We start from the raw sequence: 17,295 nt of genomic DNA, 5'->3' as shown, positions 1-17,295 counted from the left end.
ATCACGCCAGGCTCGAACACCGCACGTCGGCCGTCGACTTGCGCACCACCAGAACGGGTTTCGTGCGCCGCTGACCTCCGGGCCGCCCGGCCAGCGCGTCGGCCAGCAGTTCGACGGCATCACACCCCATGTCGAACGCATGCGACTCGACCGAGGTCAACGGGACATGCATCTCCGCCGTGAGCGCGATGTTGTTGAAGCCGATCAGGGACACGTCCTCGCCGACGCGCAGCCCGTGCGCCCGCACCGCGCCGGCCGCACCGATGGCGGCGAAATCGTTGACCGCAAAGAGCGCGGTCGGCGGCGACGCGGCGGCGAGCATGCGGTCGGCAGCGGCATGCCCGCCCTGACTGTCCAGGCCCGAGAAGACGATGTTCTCCGCGGGGACGTCGATACCCGCTTCGCGAAAACGATCGACAAAGCCTGCGGGCCGGTCGATTCCGGTGCTTGCGTGGGCCAGGCCGGCGATGACGCCCACACGGCGGTGCCCAAGCTCGAGGAGGTGTTCGGCCGCCAACCGGCCGCCGAGGTAGTTGTCACAGGTTGCCGCGGAGTAGTCCGAGACGCTGCGGTTGACGAGTACGAACGGAACCTCGCGCGTGGTGAGCTCTTCGAGGACGGCGTGGTCGTCGGCCCGTGCGTCGCCGAGGATGAGCCCGTCGACACGGCGGTCCAACATCATCTCGATCCGCATGCGCTGCCGGTCGGGCTCGTCCTGGGTGTTTGCGACGAACGCCGTCAGGCCCCGCTGCGCGGCGGCCGATTCGATGCCCTCGTAGACCGTGGCGAGCACGACGTCGCTGAGCCTCGGGACCAGCACGCCGACCAGGTTGGTGCGCTTGGTCCGCAGGCTCGCCGCGTGCGGATTCGCACGGTAGTTCACCTCGGCCGCACGTTGACGGATCCGTTCGGCGGTGGCTCCCGAGGCCGCACGCTCCCCCGCCCGCATGCCGTTGAGCACGCGCGCAACCGTCGAGACGTGCAGGCCGAGGTCATCGGCGATCGACTGCAGCGTGGCCTGTTTCGACTTCCCCACTTCACTCTCTCTTGTTTGCTGAAACGAGGTCGCGCGACCAGCCCTTGACAGTGACACGCAACACGGAGCAGTATAGCCCGAACGTTCGGCCCGAACGTTCGGGCAAACGGGCCGGACGTGTCGGGTCATTCGACTCGACTCCGACGACAATGGGACAAGGACGCGTAATGCCTGATCAGAACGCCTCATCCACCGACCACCGATACAGCCCAGCGCGGGTGGCCGTCGTGCAGTTCAACCCCCAGGTCGGGGTGGAGAACCTCAAGGCCAACTCCGAAGCGGTCTACGAGCGCCTCAACGCGGCGGTAGCTGAGGGCGCCAACCTCATCGTGCTGCCCGAACTGGCGACAACGGGCTACACCTTCGAATCCCGGGAAGAGGCCTACGCCCACGCCGAAGCGGTGCCCTCGGGTGCGACGGTCGCCGGCTGGGTCGAGTTCGCCGCCGCCCACGACGTCTACATCGTCGGGTGCCTACCCGAACTCGACGGGGTCGAGCTCTTCGACACTGCGGTCCTGGTGGGACCGGACGGGTACGTCGGCAAGTACCGCAAGACTCATCTGTGGAACGAGGAGAAGCTGTTCTTCTCCCCCGGCGACCTCGGGTTCCCGGTGTTTCCGACCCGTATCGGCAGGATCGGCCTGCTGGTCTGCTGGGACATCTGGTTCCCGGAGACCGCGCGGATCGTCGCGCAACAAGGCGCCGACATCATCTGCATCCCGACCGGCTGGGTCTGGACACCGCCGCCCCTGTACGACGCAAGCGGCACCTGCATGGCCGCCTACCTGACCATGACGGCCGCACATGTCAACAACGTCTTCATCGCGACCGCCGACCGGATCGGCACCGAACGCACGTCGGGCTTCATGGGCAACTCCCTGATCGCGGGGACCAACGGCTGGCCGATCGACCGCATCGCCGGGCCGGACGAAGACACCATCCTCTACGCAGACATCGACGTGACGGCCTCCCGTGGGGCCCCGATCTGGAACCAGTTCAACGATCTGCACCGCGACCGGCGCACCGATCTGTACGATCAGCTCCTCGGTTACCGCGGCGGCTCGGCGCTGCCCCGGTAAGGCTGCGCCATGACGTCTGCGCCGTCGACCCGGTCCCGAAGCGGCTCCCTTCCCCTGTGGCCACTCATCGCCGCCGTCTGCCTCGTCGCCGTTCTGCTGTGGAGCGGGGGCCTGCGGGCGGCAGCCCCACTGCTCTCCGTGATCGCCTCTGCGGCAAGCGAACCCAACTTCTACAGCAGTGCTCTCTCGGGTCTGGGCCTGCTCGCCGGCGGCGCGCTGGCACACTGGCTGCAGACCCGGCGACGGCCGGCACAAGGATTCGCACAGGCCTGCGGTTCGGGGATGTTTGTCCCGATGCTGGCCAGCGCCCTGCTCGGCGTAGCCGTCAGTGTGCTGGCGTGGGGGTGGACCCTGTCACCGGGCACCTGGCAGCCGCTGTTCGCGCCGTTCGTGTCGGTCTCCCCGACGATCGTGTTGATGTTCGGCCCCGACATCCCGACGGTGCTGACCGGCGGCGTGCTCGGCGGGCTCGTCACGCCGGGGCTGTCGGTGCTGGGCGCGAGCATCATCTGCCCGAGACTCGGGATCGCTCCGGTGGTGGGTGTGACGGCCGGTATGGCGTTGGCGGCGGTGATCGCCTTCACGGTGTGCCGTCACCTGCCCTGGCTGCCGCCGCCCCTGCACCTGCGCCGCCCCGTCGAACCACCACCGACCACGTCAACCGAAAAGCGCGGTCCCGTCTGGGTTTTGCGTCGCAGCCTGGCCGACTTCTCCGAGGCCCAGTTCTTCGGCAGTGAGTGGGCAAGCCTGGGATTGATCGCCGGGGCGGTCGTCGCCTACCTGCTGAACCCAGCCGCACCGGCCTACGGATCGGGGCTGCTGCCACAGATCCTGGCCGCCCAGGCGATCACCGCCGTGGTCGCGGTGACCGTGTGGCGCGGGCGGTGGGCCCGCCGGCCGTTCTATCCGACCTTCGTGCCCGTCGTATCCGTCGCCCCGGCGTGCGCGCTGGCCTACGGCGGCAGCGTGCCTTCGGTGCTGGCCGGTGCCGTCCTCGGCGCGGTGCTCAGTCCGCCGCTGGCCGCGGCGATCTCGGCACGACTGCCCGCCGACTTTCATCCCTTCATCGGGAACGTGGCCGCCATGGCGGTCGCCACCGCATCGATCGTCCCTGCCCTGCAACTACTTCCAGGAATATGACATGACCGACATAGCCGACCCCGCCGTGTTCAACGGCTACTTCCGTGACCGCGACATCCACTCATTGGCAGCCGAACTCCGTGCCGGCCACACCACGAGCGCGGAACTGGTCGAGCACAGCTTGGCCGCGATCGCCCGGCTCAACCCTATTCTGAACGCGTTCACCGCGGTTGACGCCGAAGGCGCCCGCACCGCAGCCCGCGAGGCTGACCGCGAGCGCAGCGAGGGACGCGATCGCGGTCTGCTGCACGGAATTCCGGTGTCAGTCAAAGATCTTGTCGACATCGCCGGTCAGGTCACGACATCGGGTTCACTGGTGCACTCCGGCCTCGCAGAGGCCGACGCCGAATGCGTCCGGAGGCTACGCGCCGCCGGTGCGGTGATCGTCGGCAAGAACGTGCTGCACGAGTTCGCCTACGGCGCTACCGGTGACCGCTCCGCGCACGGCCCTTCGCGAAACCCGTGGGATGTCAACAAGATCAGTGGGGGCTCGAGTGGCGGCAGCGCCGTCGCCACCGCCGCGGGAATGGTGCCGATCGCCGTCGGCACCGACACCGCCGGTTCGGTACGCGTCCCCGCCGCGCTGTGCGGTGTGACCGGCTTCAAACCCGCTTACGGGGCGATCCCCACCGCGGGAGTTCGCCCGCTGGCGGCGTCTCTGGACCATGTCGGGGTTTTCGCGACCACAGCGTCCGGCGCGGCGGAGGCCTATGCCGTCATGGCCGGTCAGCCGGTGCAGCCGAACGGCGCCGCGGTGCGCGTCGGATGGGTCGATCCGGAGTGCTTCGGCCCGTGCGACCCTGCGGTCGTCGCCTGTGTGCGCGACGCCCTCGAGCGCGCAGGCATCACGGTCGACGGCACCGCCGGGCTGCCGGTCACGGCGGGTGAGGTGTTCACGGTGCTGAGCATCCTGCAGTCCAGCGAGGCCTATGCCGAACACATCGACGACCTGGCCGGGCAGGAGCACACCATCGACGCCGAAGTGGTCGAACGTCTGGAGCGCGGGCGCGACACCGCGGCATGGCAATACGTGCGGGCCTGCCGGCAGCGCGACACGTTGCGGGCTGCGGCCGCAGACCTGTTCGGCAGATTCGACGTGCTCGCGATGCCGACCGTCCCGACCGTGGCCACCGACCTCGACCAGCGTGCCCACGAAATCGACGGTCGCGCAGTGGAAGTGCGCTCGGCGCTGTTGTCCCTGACCTGCCCGTGGAATCTCACCGGCCATCCCGCGCTGAGCGTGCCCGCGGGCACTGTCATGGATCTTCCGGTAGGCCTGCAGCTCATCGCTGCGCCCGGCAACGAGAACATGCTCTTCGAGCTGGCCACCCGAATCGAACGGTCATGACCGTCGACTACACACCGTTGCTGCCCACCGGTCCCGACGACACGGACTACCGCAGGCTCGACGCCGAACCCCTCGGCGTCGTGCACGCGGCGGGACGAGAATTCCTGGACATCTCCCCGGCCGCCCTTGAGCAGTTGGCGTTCGAGGCGTACCGCGACGTGTCACATCTGTTGCGTACCAGCCACCTTCGCCAGGTTGCGGCGATCCTCGACGACCCGGAGTCGTCCCCCAATGATCGCTACGTGGCCGCCGAGCTGCTGCGCAACGCGAACATCGCCGCCGCAGGGGTGTTGCCTATGTGCCAGGACACCGGGACCGCCATCGTGCACGCGTGGCGCGGGCAACACGTCCTGACCGACGGGCGCGACGCCGAGCATCTGTCGCGCGGCATCGCCCGTGCGTACCGGACGCTGAACCTGCGTTACTCACAATTGGCTCCCCTGTCGATGTTCGACGAGCGCAACACCGGGACCAATCTGCCGGCCCAGATCGAGATCCTCGCCGACGGCGACGACGCCTACCGCTTCCTGTTCATGGCGAAGGGCTGTGGCAGCGCCAACAAGAGCTTCCTGTTTCAGCAGACGCCGGCCCTGCTCAACCCGGCGGACCTGCTCGATTTCATCGTCGCCCGCGCCGCCGAGATCGGCACCTCGGCGTGTCCGCCCTACCACCTGGCAGTCGTGATCGGTGGCACCAGCGCCGAATTCGCGCTCAAGACCGCGAAACTCGCCTCTGCGCACTACCGCGACAGCCTGCCCGTTTCAGGGTCATTGTCCGGTAACGGGTTTCGTGACCTCGACTACGAACGGCAGATCCTCACAGCCACCCGGCAGCTGGGGATCGGTGCGCAGTTCGGCGGCAAGTACTTCTGCCACGACGTGCGGGTGGTCCGGCTGCCGCGCCATGGTGGATCCCTGCCGATCGCACTGGCCGTGTCGTGCGCGGCGGACCGTCATGTCCTCGGAAAGGTCACGCGGGATGGCGTTTTCCTCGAACAACTCGAGACCGACCCGGCCCGGTTCCTGCCGGACGCCACACTGGATACCGAAGGCGACGTGGTACGGATCGACCTCGACCAACCGCTCGAGGGCACCCGCGCCCAGTTGTCCGGATATCCGGTCGGCACCCGGATATCGCTGAGCGGAACCATGGTGGTGGCCCGTGATCTGGCGCATGCCAAGATTCGCGAACGCCTCGACGCAGGTGAACCATTGCCGGAGTATCTGCGTCGTCACCCCGTGTATTACGCAGGGCCCGCCAAGAGACCGGAAGGCTATCCATCCGGGTCGTTCGGCCCGACGACCGCCGGGCGCATGGATTCCTACGTCGAGCAGTTCCAGGCCGCGGGTGGATCGCTGGTGATGCTCGCCAAGGGCAATCGCTCCGACGCGGTCCGGAGGTCCTGCCAGGCGTACGGCGGCTTCTATCTGGGGTCGATCGGTGGGCCCGCCGCGCGCCTGGCCCACGACTGCATCACATCGATCGAGACACTCGAATACGGCGAACTGGGCATGGAGGCGGTGCTGAAGATCCATGTCCGAGATTTCCCGGCGTTCATCGTCATCGATGACAAGGGCAACGACTTCTACCGCCGTGACAACCGCACCCTACTGACGATCGGACCTGCGCCACAATGACTTTCGTTGAACTGGACACCCGGCCTTTCACCATTGAGCGTGGCGGGACCACGCTGGCCGCCGAGATTCGTCCCGGCCGCGGCACACCGCTACTCATCGTCCCCGGCGTCATGGCCGACGCTACCACCTGGCGCCCCGTCGTCGCGGCGATCGACCTGCCGAATCCCGTGGTCACGCTCAACCGGCGCGGCCGATGCCCGAGCGGCGGGCTGGGTGCCGACTACTCGGTGCAGGTCGAGATCGACGATGTGCGGCACACGATCGACTCGCTCGGCGCGGTGCATCTCGTGGGCTGGAGTTACGGTGCGCTCATCGCTTTGGAGGCCGCGCTCGGGTACCCCGCAGTCCGATCGGTGACCGCCTACGAGCCGGTCGGCATACCTTTTGCCCCGGACGCGGTCGCGCCCATCCGGGCCGCCACGGCCGCAGGTGATCTGGACCGCGCCGTCGAACTGGTCAACACCGACGTATCCGGATTCTCCGAGGGTTACGTGGCAGAGCTGCGACGAACCCCGGCATGGCCCATATTGCGGGAGCTCGCCAAGCCGTTGGGTGCGGAACTGGCCGCGATCAACGCCTACCCGCCGTCGTTGAAAGACTATGGCGGCCTGGACATCCCGGTCGCACTTATTCTCGGGGCGCACAATGAGGGCGTGGCGCCGTACGGGACAGCGTTCGCTGCCTTTGCCGCCGCACTACCGCAAGCCCGCGTGATCCGACTGCCCGGACAGGGACATCTGGCGCATGTGGAAGCCCCCGCGGAACTCGCCGGCGCCATCGCGGCGGCGATCAGGGAAGCGGAGGGAGACAGATAGGGCTGGGTGCGCCGGTACCGCGGTTTCGGGTACGGCACCGGCGCCCGCCGTGGGCGGCTCGCCCAGTCAATCCGTATCGGGCGACCGGTGATGGCGCCCGTGTACGAAACTTGTCGCGATAGTCCGATGAGAGGGACGCACCGCGCAGTCGTCAACGCGCACCCCCTGGCCGTCCAAACGCATACGTTCATCGAACAATTGTTCGACGGATTTGTCAAGCCGCTACGGGCGTGCCTCGAATACCAGATTGAACGGCGTCTCGGCAGCACGGCGGAACCGCGTGAAGCCACCGTCGTTCACCATCACCTCGGCCAGTCGGCGCTCGCCGGCCTGCGCGCCCAGGGCGGGGCCCTTCTGCGCGAGCGAGACGGGCACGCAGACCAGTGAGGAGGCCCCGTAGAACACCCTGCCGACCGGATTGAGATTCTCGGCCAGGCTGTCCCCCGCGAACGGTTCGACCAGCAGGCAGTGACCGTCGGATTTGAGCGCCTGCCGCGCATGCCGCGCCGCGCCGGACGGATCGGCCATGTCGTGCAGGCAGTCGAAGAACGCGATCAGGTCGTAGTCGTCGCCGTGATACGTCGTCGCATCAGCCACTTCGAAGCTCGCATTGCCGACGCCGGCCTCCGCGGCGTGCGCCCGCGCGGTCTCGACCGAGGGCCCGTGATAGTCGATGCCGACAAACTGCGAATTCGGGAACGCCTGTGCCATAAGGATTGTGGTGACACCGTGTCCGCATCCCACGTCGGCGACCCGACCCCCGGATTCGAGCTTCTCGACAACTCCGTCGAGCGCAGGCAGCCACGACGACAGCAGGTTCGCGTTGTACCCGGCCCGGAAGAACCGTTCGGTGCCACGGAACAAGCAGGGGTGGTGTTCACCCCACTCCATACCGCCGCCGGTACGGAAGTTCTCGACGGCCCTCTCCTTGACGTGGAACAGGTCCTCGATGATCGAGTAGCCCCCGGGCAGATCGACCGGGCCGTCAGGGTTGGCCAGGCACAACGCCTGCTCGTCGTTGAGGTGGTAGGTGTCGGTGCCCACGTCGTAATCGACGTATCCGCCCGCCGACTGATTGGCCAGCCACTCCCGGACGTAACGCTCGCTGGTCCCGGTGCGCTCGGCCAGTTGTCCGGACGTCAGCCGTTCCCGCGCGAGCGCCGCGTACAGTCCGAGCTCGTCACCGATCAGCACCAGAATGGCGCTCACCGCGGCGCCGAGGTCGCCGACCGCCTGACCCAGAAATGCGTTGAGTTTGTCTTCGTCGACGGCCATCGTGAGCTCCTTCGCCTGCGGCCGCGCACCAACTGCGTGCAGATTGAAGGTACTCCCGCAGGCGAGTGAGGAGCTAGTGGCGAGCTACCACTGACCGAGCTGGCACCGCGGGCTGTAGGGGTGGTCGTTCTGCGTGGCGATCTGGCCGTCGACGGAGATCTCGCAGTGCGCGTTGGGAGCCTCACGGCCGCCGTGCGTGGTGCTGCTGATCGTGAAGATCGCCCACTGCGGGTCGGCCAGCGTGGTGTCGAACACCCAGGGGTTGTCCGGCCCGACGTTCACGGAAGCCTTCTGCAGATACTTGTACGGATCGGCGTTGTAGACGTCTTTGTTCGGCGGCTGGGTCGCCAGGTAGTAGAGGTCGAAATCGTAGGGAGCACCCGACGTCAGCGTGTAACGGACCTGGTGTCCGGCTGCCGGATCGGCGTGCGCCACCGAAGTACCGACAGTCTGCCCCACCGCAATAGATGCTGCCGCGACCGCCAGCGCGGCTCCGACCCTGCTCGTCACGTTTCGCATGTTCCTCATATCGAGGCACGCTACCGGGTTGTTACAGATGTGACATGCCCACCGGAGCTGGACGGGTTCACAAAACTGTTCACGCCGGGAACACGACCGTCATCGCCGGGTAACAAGCCGCTCCTAATTTCGCCGCATGACACAAGAGCTTGGGAGCAAGCCGCCGGAGGAGCTGGCCGAGGCCGATCTCGACACGATGACCGCCACCAGGGAAACCCTGGAGGACTACACGCTGCGGTTTGCGCCGCGCAGCTACCGAAAGTGGTCGACGCGCGTCGTCGGGATCTCCGCACTCGGGGGTATCGCCTATCTGGCCGACTTCGCGATCGGCGCCAACGTCGGCATCTCGTACGGCACCACCAACGCACTGTGGGGCATCCTGATCTTCGCGGTCGTCATCTTCCTGACCGGATTCCCCGTGGCCTACTACTCGGCGCGCTACAACATCGACCTGGACCTGGTCACGCGCGGCAGCGGATTCGGCTACTACGGCTCGGTCGTCACCAACGTCATCTTCGCGACATTCACGTTCATCTTCTTCGCGCTCGAAGGGTCGATCATGGCCCAGGGCCTCAAGCTGGGCCTGCACATCCCATTGTCACTGGGCTACGCCGTGTCGACGCTGATCATCTTCCCGCTCGTCATCTACGGCATGAAAGTGCTTTCCACACTGCAGGTTTGGACCACGCCACTGTGGCTGATCCTGATGGTGGCGCCGTTCGTGTATCTCGTCGTCACCCATCCCGAGTCGGTTGGCCAGTTCTTCGCCTACCAAGGTGAGAACGGCAAGGGCGGGTTCGACCTCGGTTCGACACTGCTGGCCGCGGGTGTCTGCCTGTCGCTCATCGCCCAGATCGCCGAGCAGAACGACTACCTGCGCTTCATGCCGCCGCAGACCCCGGAGAACAAGCGCAGTTGGTGGACCTGGCTCATCCTGGCCGGCCCGGGCTGGGTGTTCTTCGGCGCCATCAAGCAGATCGTCGGCCTGTTCCTGGCGGTGTACCTGATCGCCAACGTCGCCGACAGCGCCGGGATCGCGAACCAGCCCGTGCACCAGTTCCTGGAGATCTACCAGAACTTCCTGCCCGGCTGGCTGGCGATGACACTGGCCGTGGCCCTGGTGGTCATCAGCCAGATCAAGATCAACGTGACCAACGCGTACTCCGGGTCGCTGGCGTGGACCAACTCGTTCACCCGTGTCACCAAGCACTACCCCGGGCGCATCGTGTTCCTCGGCGTGAACCTGCTGATCGCACTGATCCTCATGGAAGCCGACATGTTCAGCTTCCTCAACACGATCCTGGGCTTCTACGCCAACTGCGGCATGGCCTGGGTGGTGGTCGTGGCCAGCGACATCGTCTTCAACAAGTACGTGCTCAAACTGTCGCCGAAAGAGCCGGAGTTCCGGCGCGGCATGCTCTACGCGTTCAACCCGGTCGGCTTCGGGTCGATGCTGCTCGCAGCGGGCCTGTCGGTGCTGGCGTTCTTCGGCGGGCTCGGCGAGACCGTGCGGCCGTATTCACCGCTGGTGGCGATCGGGCTCGGCGTCGTACTCCCGCCGATCCTGGCCGTCGCCACGAAAGGCAGGTACTACCTGCGGCGCACCGATGACGGCATCGATCTGCCGATGTTCGACGAATTCGGCAATCCGTCCGGCGAGCACCTCAAATGCCATGTGTGCCACCACGATTACGAGAGGCCGGACATGCTGAGGTGCGAGACCCACGACGCGTTCGTGTGTTCGTTGTGCCTGAGCACCGACAAGGTCGCCGACCACGTGTTGCCCACGTCTGCCCCCTAGCGCTGCTGCAAGGTCCCTTTGCACCGCGAGCGTGCGTGTCTGTTGCCTGACACGCCGCAAAACCTCAGCAGTGCACGCACGTTCGCGGCCCCCGAGCGTGCGTGGACTGTCTGGGCGAGTGCTGATCACCGGCGCAGGGGCCCGGCCGGTTCACCGCGAGAGTGCGCAAAGTGCTGCCCCCGAGCGGCGTGTCGAGGAACAGACACGCACGCTCGCGGTGCAAGGTGACTCGCGGTGCAAGGTGAGTCGCGGTGCAAGGTGCTAGGACAATCGCGAAAGCAGGTCGGCGACAACGGAATCGGCAGCGACGTCGATCTGCTCGCCGGTCGAGAGGTCCTTCACACCGATGGTTCCTGCCTCGATATCGCGGTCGCCGGCCACCAAGGCGTACTTCGCGCCGGACCGGTCGGCCGCCTTCATCGCACCCTTGAGTCCGCGGTCGCCGTAGGCGAGGTCGACGCGCACTCCGGCGGCCCGCAACCGCGCGGCCAACTTGACCAGCTCGAGCTTGGCGGCCTCCCCGAGCGGCACGCCGAAGACCTGCACGCCGAGCTCGGCACCCGCAGCCGTCTTACCTTCGGCCTGCAGTGCCAGCAGGGTGCGGTCGACGCCGAGCCCGAACCCGATGCCCGAGACGTCCTGACCACCGAGCCGGCGCATGAGCCCGTCGTAGCGGCCGCCACCGCCGATACCCGACTGCGCCCCGAGCCCGTCGTGGACGAATTCGAACGTCGTCTTGGTGTAGTAGTCGAGGCCTCGCACCATGCGCGGATTGATGACGTAGGGGATGCCGAGAGCGTCCAGGTTCGCCTGCACGCTTTCGAAGTGCTGCTTGGCGGTATCGGACAGGTGATCGAGCATCAACGGCGCGTCGGCGGTCATCTCGCGCACCTCGGGCCGCTTGTCGTCGAGCACCCGCAGCGGATTGATCTCCGCCCGCCGCCGGGTCTCCTCGTCGAGATCGAGCTTGAACAGGAAGGCCTGCAGCAGCTCTCGGTAGGCCGGCCGGCAGGTGTCGTCGCCCAGTGAGGTGAGTTCCAGCCGGAAGCCGTCGAGCCCCAGCGACCGGAATCCGAAGTCGGCCACGGCGATCACCTCGGCGTCCAGCGCAGGATCGTCGACGCCGATGGCCTCGACACCCACCTGCTGGAGCTGGCGATAGCGTCCCGCCTGGGGCCGCTCGTACCGGAAGAACGGCCCGGAGTAGCAGAGCTTGACGGGCAGTGCCCCGCGGTCGAGCCGGTGCTGGATAACCGCGCGGATCACGCCGGCGGTGCCCTCGGGACGCAGCGTCACCGACCGCTCGCCGCGGTCGGCAAACGTGTACATCTCCTTGGACACCACGTCCGTGGACTCCCCCACGCCGCGTGCGAACAACGCGGTGTCCTCGAAGATCGGCAGCTCGATATCGCCGTAACCGGCGCGGCGCGCCGAACTCAGCAGACCCTCGCGCACCGCGACGAACTGCGCCGAGTCCGGCGGCAGGTAGTCGGGGATGCCTTTGGGAGCCTGGAACGCGACAGGCGAAGCGGAAATCTCAGTCACAGAGTCAAACCTTCGAGAAATGGATTGGTACGGCGTTCGTGCCCGATCGTCGAGCGCGGACCGTGTCCAGGTAGTACCACGGTGTCGTCGTCGAGCACCAACAGTTTTGCCACGATCGATCCCAGGAGGTCCCGGCCGCTGCCGCCGGGCAGGTCGGTGCGTCCGACCGACGACCGGAACAGCGTATCGCCAGTGAAGACCACGTCCCCTTGGCCGCCGGCGAGTCGGAAGACCACCGAACCGCGGGTATGCCCGGGCGTGTGGTCGACCGCGACGGTGAGGTCGCCGAGTTCCACAACGTCGCCGTCGCGGTCCAACTCCACGAGCTGGCGCGGTTCGGTGAAGAACGTCCCCAACGCCCGCTGCGCCAGCCGGGGCCCGAACCCCTTGATCGGGTCGGTGAGCATGAACCGGTCTTCGGGGTGGATGTAGGCCGGGCAGCCGTAGGTGTCGGCCACCTTCTGCGCCGACCAGATGTGGTCGATGTGGCCGTGCGTGAGCAGAACCGCTGCCGGGGTGAGCCGGTTTTCGTCGAGGATCCGCCGCAGCGGCCCCATCGCCCGCTGACCTGGGTCGACGATGATCGCGTCGGCTCCGGGTTGCCGCGCCACGACGTAGCAGTTGCACGCCAGCAGCCCGGCCGGAAATCCGGTTATCAACACGTTGCCAGTTTCCCACGCCGGAATCGCACCTCCTGTTCACGCGGGTCGACAGGCTTATGGCGGGCATCACCTGGCACACTCGATGCCAAAATCGGAACATCCCCTGACGTGCACACGAGGAAGAGGACGAACGCGGTGCCCACCAACGAACAACGACGAGCGACGGCCAAGCGCAAGCTCGAACGCCAGCTGGAGCGTCGCGCAGCCCAGGAGCGCAAGCGCCGCCTGCTGACCATCGTCGGCGCGGTCGTGGCCGTCATCGTGGTGATCGGCGCGGGCGTCGGCCTCTATGTCGCAAACCGGGATTCGGGCAGCACCACGGCGTCGGCCGCCACCACCACGCCGTCCGCAGCGCCTGAGCCCGCCGCCAACGGCCAGCTTCCGGCGTTCGTGGCCCCGGCCAACCTCGGCGCGGATTGCCAGTACCCCGCGGCCGGCGAGGCCAGCAAGAAGGTCAACCCGCCGCGCACCGGCAAGGTGCCCACGGACCCGGCGACCGTCAGCGTCAGCGTCACCACCAACCAGGGCAACATCGGCCTGCAGCTCGACAACGCCAAGGCGCCGTGCACCGTCAACAGCTTCGCGAGCCTGGCCCAGCAGGGCTACTTCAACGACACGCCGTGCCATCGCCTGACCACCGGCGGCCTGTCGGTGCTGCAGTGCGGTGACCCGACCGGCAAGGGCACCGGCGGCCCGGGCTACCAGTTCGCCGACGAATACCCGGCCAACCAGTACCAGCCCGACAACCCCGCGCTGCAACAGCCGGTGGTGTACCCGCGCGGCACCCTGGCAATGGCCAATGCCGGCCCCGGCACCAACGGCAGTCAGTTCTTCCTGGTCTACAAGGATTCGCAGCTGCCGCCGAACTACACCGTGTTCGGCAAGATCGACGCGACCGGCCTGGCCACGCTCGACAAGATCGCCGCGGCCGGTGTGGCCGGTGGCGGTCAGGACGGCAAGCCCGCCACCGACGTCGAGCTGAAGTCCGTCCAGCTGGACTAGCCCGTGACGATCCCACCGCCGGACGGCGGATACCAGCCCGGATATCCGCCCCCGCCGGTCGGGTACCCCCAGCCGCCGCGGCCGACCAACGGCATGGCGATCGCCGCCCTGATATGCGGCCTGCTGTTCGCACCCCTCGGCATCATCTTCGGGCACATCTCGCTGTCGCAGATCCGCCGGACCGGCGAGCAGGGCCGCGGCCTGGCGATCGCCGGCCTGGTGCTCGGCTACCTCTTGACGGCGCTGACCATCCTCGCGGTGGTTCTCGTGGTGGTGGCCAGCGTGTTCACCGCAGGCATCCTCGGCGGGCTCAAAGGGGCCATCGACGGCAGCGCGACGGCGTATCCGTCCCCGACCGCGCAACCCACGGGCCCGCCACCGCCCACCGGGACATTGCCGCCGTCGCCCTCACCACGCGCGAAGGCCGGCTCCAACTGCCAGTACCCGGCTTCGGGTGCGGCGGACAAGCCGAACACGCCGCCACGCACCGGCACCGTGCCGACCGTCCCCGCCACGGTCAGCGCCAGCATCACCACCAACCAGGGCAACATCGGCCTGCAGCTCGACAACGCCAAGGCGCCGTGCACGGTCAACAACTTCGCGAGCCTGGCCCAGCAGGGCTTCTACGACAACACGCCGTGCCATCGGCTGACCTCGGGTGCTCTGTCGGTGCTGCAATGCGGCGATCCCACCGGCAAGGGCACCGGCGGGCCGGGCTATCAGTTCGCCGACGAATACCCCGTCGATCAGTACCCACCGGGTGACCCCGCACTGCAACAGCCGATCCTCTATCCGCGCGGCACCCTGGCCATGGCCAACGCCGGCCCCGGCACCAACGGCAGCCAGTTCTTCCTCGTGTACCAGGACTCGCAGTTGCCGCCCAACTACACCAAGTTCGGCACCATCGACGCCACCGGGCTGGCCACGCTGGACAAGATCGCCGCGGGCGGAATTGCCGGCGGCGGGCAGGACGGAGCGCCGGCCAGCCCCGTGACCATCACCTCGGCCCGGCTGGACTGATCCGATGCAGCCGCAACAACCGACCGCCGGCTCCACCGCGGTACCCCGGCTTCTCGTGGTGCTGGCTCTCGTGCTCGCCGTCCTCGGCTACGGGCTGGCCGTGTTCGCGAGCAGGAGCATCTGGCAGACCAGGGACGCCACCCGGCTGACCTTCTCCGCCCGCACGCCGGACGGTTCGCCGCCGACGTCCGACGCGGTGGCCACTGCGGTCAACGTCGTGCAACGGCGGCTCGACGGCCTCAAGGTATCCGGTGCCGCGGTGAGCGCCGACGGCACCAACGTCGTGGCCACCGTGCCGGGCGCCGGGGCGGCTGTGGTCCCGGACATCACCAGAATGGGCCAGCTGACCGTCCGGCCGGTGATCCACGTGATACCCGCACAGCCGAACGGAACGCCCGCAACTCCGACCACGCCACCGCAACCCGCTGACCCGGCCAGGGTCGCCGACGAAAAGCAGCTGCGGCAGAGCACCAATCCGTCGATCCAGGTTCTGACGCTGCAGTTCCAGGCCACCCGTTGCGGCGATGACGACGTGCTCGCCGGTCACGACGATCCGAAACTGCCGCTGGTCACCTGCTCCACCGACGGCAAGACGGTTTATCTGCTCGACAAGGCGATCCTGACCGGCGCCAACGTCCGCCGCGCGACGTCGCACTGGGACGACCGCAACGGGCAGCATGTCGTCGACCTGGAGTTCGACGACTCCGGGGCGCGTACCTGGGCGGATTTCACCGCCGCCAACATCGGCGCGCAGACGGCGTTCACCCTCGACACGCGGGTGGTCAGCGCCCCTGAGATCCGCGAGGCCATCCCGGGTGGCCGCACCCAGATCAGCGGCGGCTTCACCGCGGACGCCGCGCGCGAGCTGGCCGGAACCCTGCAGGCCGGCATGTTGCCGGTGGTCCTCACCCTGGACTCGTCGCAACCCGCAACGCTCTCGGCGACACGGTTTTCCACGTTGATGCGCGTGCCCATCATCATCGCGGGCGTCGACCTGCTGGCGGTCATCGCGGTGGCGACCGTCTGGCTGACCAGGCGCCGGGCTACGCCGCAGGTGTGACGGCGCGACGGCTCAGCACCCAGTACAGCCCACCGGCCACCACGCTGCCGGACAGCCAGGAGAAATCGGTGTTGCCCAGCGCGGTGGCCACCGGGCCCTGCATTGCTGGGACGCCTTTATCTGCCTGCGCGCGAATCCGCTTATGCGCGTTGGAATATGCCCGGGTTGATCAGCTTGGCCGCTGGGATCGTGGCGGGTTGCCGCACACCCGCGTAGTCCACCACCATGATCGCCGCCCACGGGCTGATCCACACCAGGATGGACACCATCCAGTTGTCGAAAGCCTGCGCGAAGCTGTCCGCCTCGACGAACACGGCCAACACGATCGAAGCCACCAGCCCGGCGCCCAGCGTCACCTTCCATCGGGCCGCCCGCACGCCGATGGACAGTGCCGCAAGGGAGCATGAATACAGATTGAGGATGTTGGTCGCGATGGGGCCGTGCACCAGCAAGAGCAGGACCGGCACCGCCATCACGCCGAACGTCGAGACCACCAGCGCCGACGGATCACTGCCACCACCGGCACTGGCCAGGCAGGCACCGAGGGCGGCCAGCCACACGGTCGGCACGTACATGCCCAACGCGGACGACCAGAACACCGAGCGGGCCGACGAGCTCACGCGCACGAAGCGGCTGTAGTCCGACGCGTAGGGAATCCACGTCAACCCCCAGCCGATGCCGATGGCCGTGAGCAACTGGGTCACCGCCGTGAACTTGTCCCCCGGGCTCATTGCCTGCCCCGCCAACGACCAGTGCACGTCCGTGGTCACCAGCGCCAGCACCGTCATGACCGCCATCACCAGCGCCGTCGCGGGCACGGTGTACTTCTCGAAGCTGCGGATGGCATAGAAGCCGTACAGCGCGAGCCCCAGCTGGGCAGCCATGATCACCGTTGCCACAACCACTTTCAGCCAAATGCCACCGGTCAATCCGAATTCGCCGAGCATCGTCATCACCAGGTCGAGCACCACCCAGGTGTTGACTCCCACCCATCCCATCGTCAGCAGGAACTGCACGAGCCCCGGGACGACGGCACCGGACCGGCCGAACGCGGCACGGCCGAGCACCATCTGGTTCACCGCCGTACGATGCCCGATCACGTTGAACACACCGAACACCGCGCAGCCGATGACATTGCCGACAGCCACCACGATCAGCGTCTCGACCAGGCTCAGGCCCAGGGTGATGCCCAGCGCACCGAGCACCCAGTTGATCGGTGCGATGTTGGCGCCGCACCAGATCCAGAACAGCTCCCACGGCGAACAGTCACGGCTTTCGGTGCCGATCGGCTCGATCCCGTGCGCGTCGAACGGCACCCCGGTCGGCGGCGGTGGCGCGGAGGTGGTCATCGGTTCG

At 67.5% G+C, this 17,295-nt stretch carries 15 protein-coding genes; 9 read left to right on the top strand and 6 right to left on the bottom strand.

Annotated features, from left to right (window positions below):
- Window position 1 precedes the first annotated feature (1 nt).
- Window positions 2–1,036, bottom strand: coding sequence for a LacI family DNA-binding transcriptional regulator (locus tag RMCB_RS30685; RefSeq protein ID WP_062831761.1), 1,035 nt, complete (start codon window positions 1,034–1,036; stop codon window positions 2–4).
- 167 nt (window positions 1,037–1,203) lie between these two features.
- Between RMCB_RS30685 and RMCB_RS30680 the strand changes: the two genes are divergently transcribed.
- The 5 genes from RMCB_RS30680 to RMCB_RS30660 are packed head-to-tail and all read left to right on the top strand — an operon-like array spanning window position 1,204 to window position 7,055.
- Window positions 1,204–2,115, top strand: coding sequence for a nitrilase family protein (locus RMCB_RS30680; protein ID WP_062831760.1), 912 nt, complete (start codon window positions 1,204–1,206; stop codon window positions 2,113–2,115).
- A 9-nt stretch (window positions 2,116–2,124) separates the two neighbouring features.
- Window positions 2,125–3,255, top strand: a complete 1,131-nt coding sequence (locus RMCB_RS30675) for a hypothetical protein (RefSeq protein WP_062831759.1) — start codon at window positions 2,125–2,127, stop codon at window positions 3,253–3,255.
- Window position 3,256: 1 nt separating this feature from the next.
- The gene (locus tag RMCB_RS30670) at window positions 3,257–4,603 is read left to right on the top strand and encodes an amidase (protein WP_062831758.1); all 1,347 of its coding nucleotides are present in this window, start codon (window positions 3,257–3,259) and stop codon (window positions 4,601–4,603) included.
- Entirely contained in the window at window positions 4,600–6,240 is a 1,641-nt protein-coding gene (locus tag RMCB_RS30665; RefSeq protein ID WP_062831757.1) for a fumarate hydratase, read from the top strand. The genes RMCB_RS30670 and RMCB_RS30665 overlap by 4 nt, the downstream gene beginning before the upstream one ends.
- Window positions 6,237–7,055, top strand: a complete 819-nt coding sequence (locus tag RMCB_RS30660) for an alpha/beta fold hydrolase (RefSeq protein WP_062831756.1) — start codon at window positions 6,237–6,239, stop codon at window positions 7,053–7,055. Before RMCB_RS30665 ends, RMCB_RS30660 begins: the two co-directional genes overlap by 4 nt.
- 222 nt (window positions 7,056–7,277) lie before the next feature.
- Here RMCB_RS30660 and RMCB_RS30655 read toward each other — a convergent pair whose 3' ends face one another.
- Together RMCB_RS30655 and RMCB_RS30650 are read right to left on the bottom strand one after the other, a co-directional pair.
- The gene (locus RMCB_RS30655; protein ID WP_062831755.1) at window positions 7,278–8,330 is read right to left on the bottom strand and encodes a class I SAM-dependent methyltransferase; all 1,053 of its coding nucleotides are present in this window, start codon (window positions 8,328–8,330) and stop codon (window positions 7,278–7,280) included.
- Window positions 8,331–8,414: 84 nt separating this feature from the next.
- Window positions 8,415–8,849 carry an Rv2576c family protein gene (locus RMCB_RS30650; protein ID WP_201028371.1) on the bottom strand — a complete coding sequence of 145 codons (435 nt, stop codon included), beginning with the start codon at window positions 8,847–8,849 and terminating at the stop codon, window positions 8,415–8,417.
- A gap of 136 nt (window positions 8,850–8,985) precedes the next feature.
- Here RMCB_RS30650 and RMCB_RS30645 point away from each other — a divergent pair, with 136 nt between their 5' ends.
- Window positions 8,986–10,650: a purine-cytosine permease family protein gene (locus RMCB_RS30645; protein ID WP_062831754.1), complete on the top strand. Its 1,665-nt coding sequence runs from the start codon at window positions 8,986–8,988 to the stop codon at window positions 10,648–10,650.
- A gap of 261 nt (window positions 10,651–10,911) precedes the next feature.
- Here the strand turns inward: RMCB_RS30645 and hisS are convergent, their stop codons facing one another.
- Window positions 10,912–12,195 (bottom strand): histidine--tRNA ligase, encoded by a 1,284-nt coding sequence (gene hisS / locus RMCB_RS30640; RefSeq protein ID WP_062831753.1) that lies wholly within the window; start codon window positions 12,193–12,195, stop codon window positions 10,912–10,914.
- The gene (locus tag RMCB_RS30635; protein ID WP_029372320.1) at window positions 12,192–12,857 is read right to left on the bottom strand and encodes an MBL fold metallo-hydrolase; all 666 of its coding nucleotides are present in this window, start codon (window positions 12,855–12,857) and stop codon (window positions 12,192–12,194) included. Before RMCB_RS30635 ends, hisS begins: the two co-directional genes overlap by 4 nt.
- A gap of 135 nt (window positions 12,858–12,992) precedes the next feature.
- On the opposite strand from RMCB_RS30635, the gene RMCB_RS30630 reads away from it, so the two are divergent.
- From RMCB_RS30630 to RMCB_RS30620, 3 genes are read left to right on the top strand one after another with little or no spacing between them, the layout of a single operon-like run.
- A complete protein-coding gene (locus RMCB_RS30630; protein WP_029372319.1) occupies window positions 12,993–13,859 on the top strand; it encodes a peptidylprolyl isomerase in 867 nt (288 codons plus the stop codon).
- Window positions 13,860–13,862: 3 nt separating this feature from the next.
- Window positions 13,863–14,879 (top strand): peptidylprolyl isomerase, encoded by a 1,017-nt coding sequence (locus RMCB_RS30625; RefSeq protein ID WP_062831752.1) that lies wholly within the window; start codon window positions 13,863–13,865, stop codon window positions 14,877–14,879.
- 4 nt (window positions 14,880–14,883) lie between these two features.
- A complete protein-coding gene (locus RMCB_RS30620) occupies window positions 14,884–15,939 on the top strand; it encodes a SecDF P1 head subdomain-containing protein (protein ID WP_062831751.1) in 1,056 nt (351 codons plus the stop codon).
- A gap of 140 nt (window positions 15,940–16,079) precedes the next feature.
- Here RMCB_RS30620 and RMCB_RS30615 read toward each other — a convergent pair whose 3' ends face one another.
- Entirely contained in the window at window positions 16,080–17,288 is a 1,209-nt protein-coding gene (locus tag RMCB_RS30615) for a cytosine permease (RefSeq protein WP_234792299.1), read from the bottom strand.
- Between the last annotated feature and the right edge of the window lie 7 nt (window positions 17,289–17,295).

Origin of the sequence: Mycolicibacterium brisbanense (assembly GCF_001570425.1) — a bacterium.
Classification (GTDB): Bacteria; Actinomycetota; Actinomycetes; order Mycobacteriales; family Mycobacteriaceae; genus Mycobacterium; species Mycobacterium brisbanense.
Note: the sequence above shows the minus strand (reverse complement) of the source record. Positions and strands in the feature narration are given on the sequence as shown.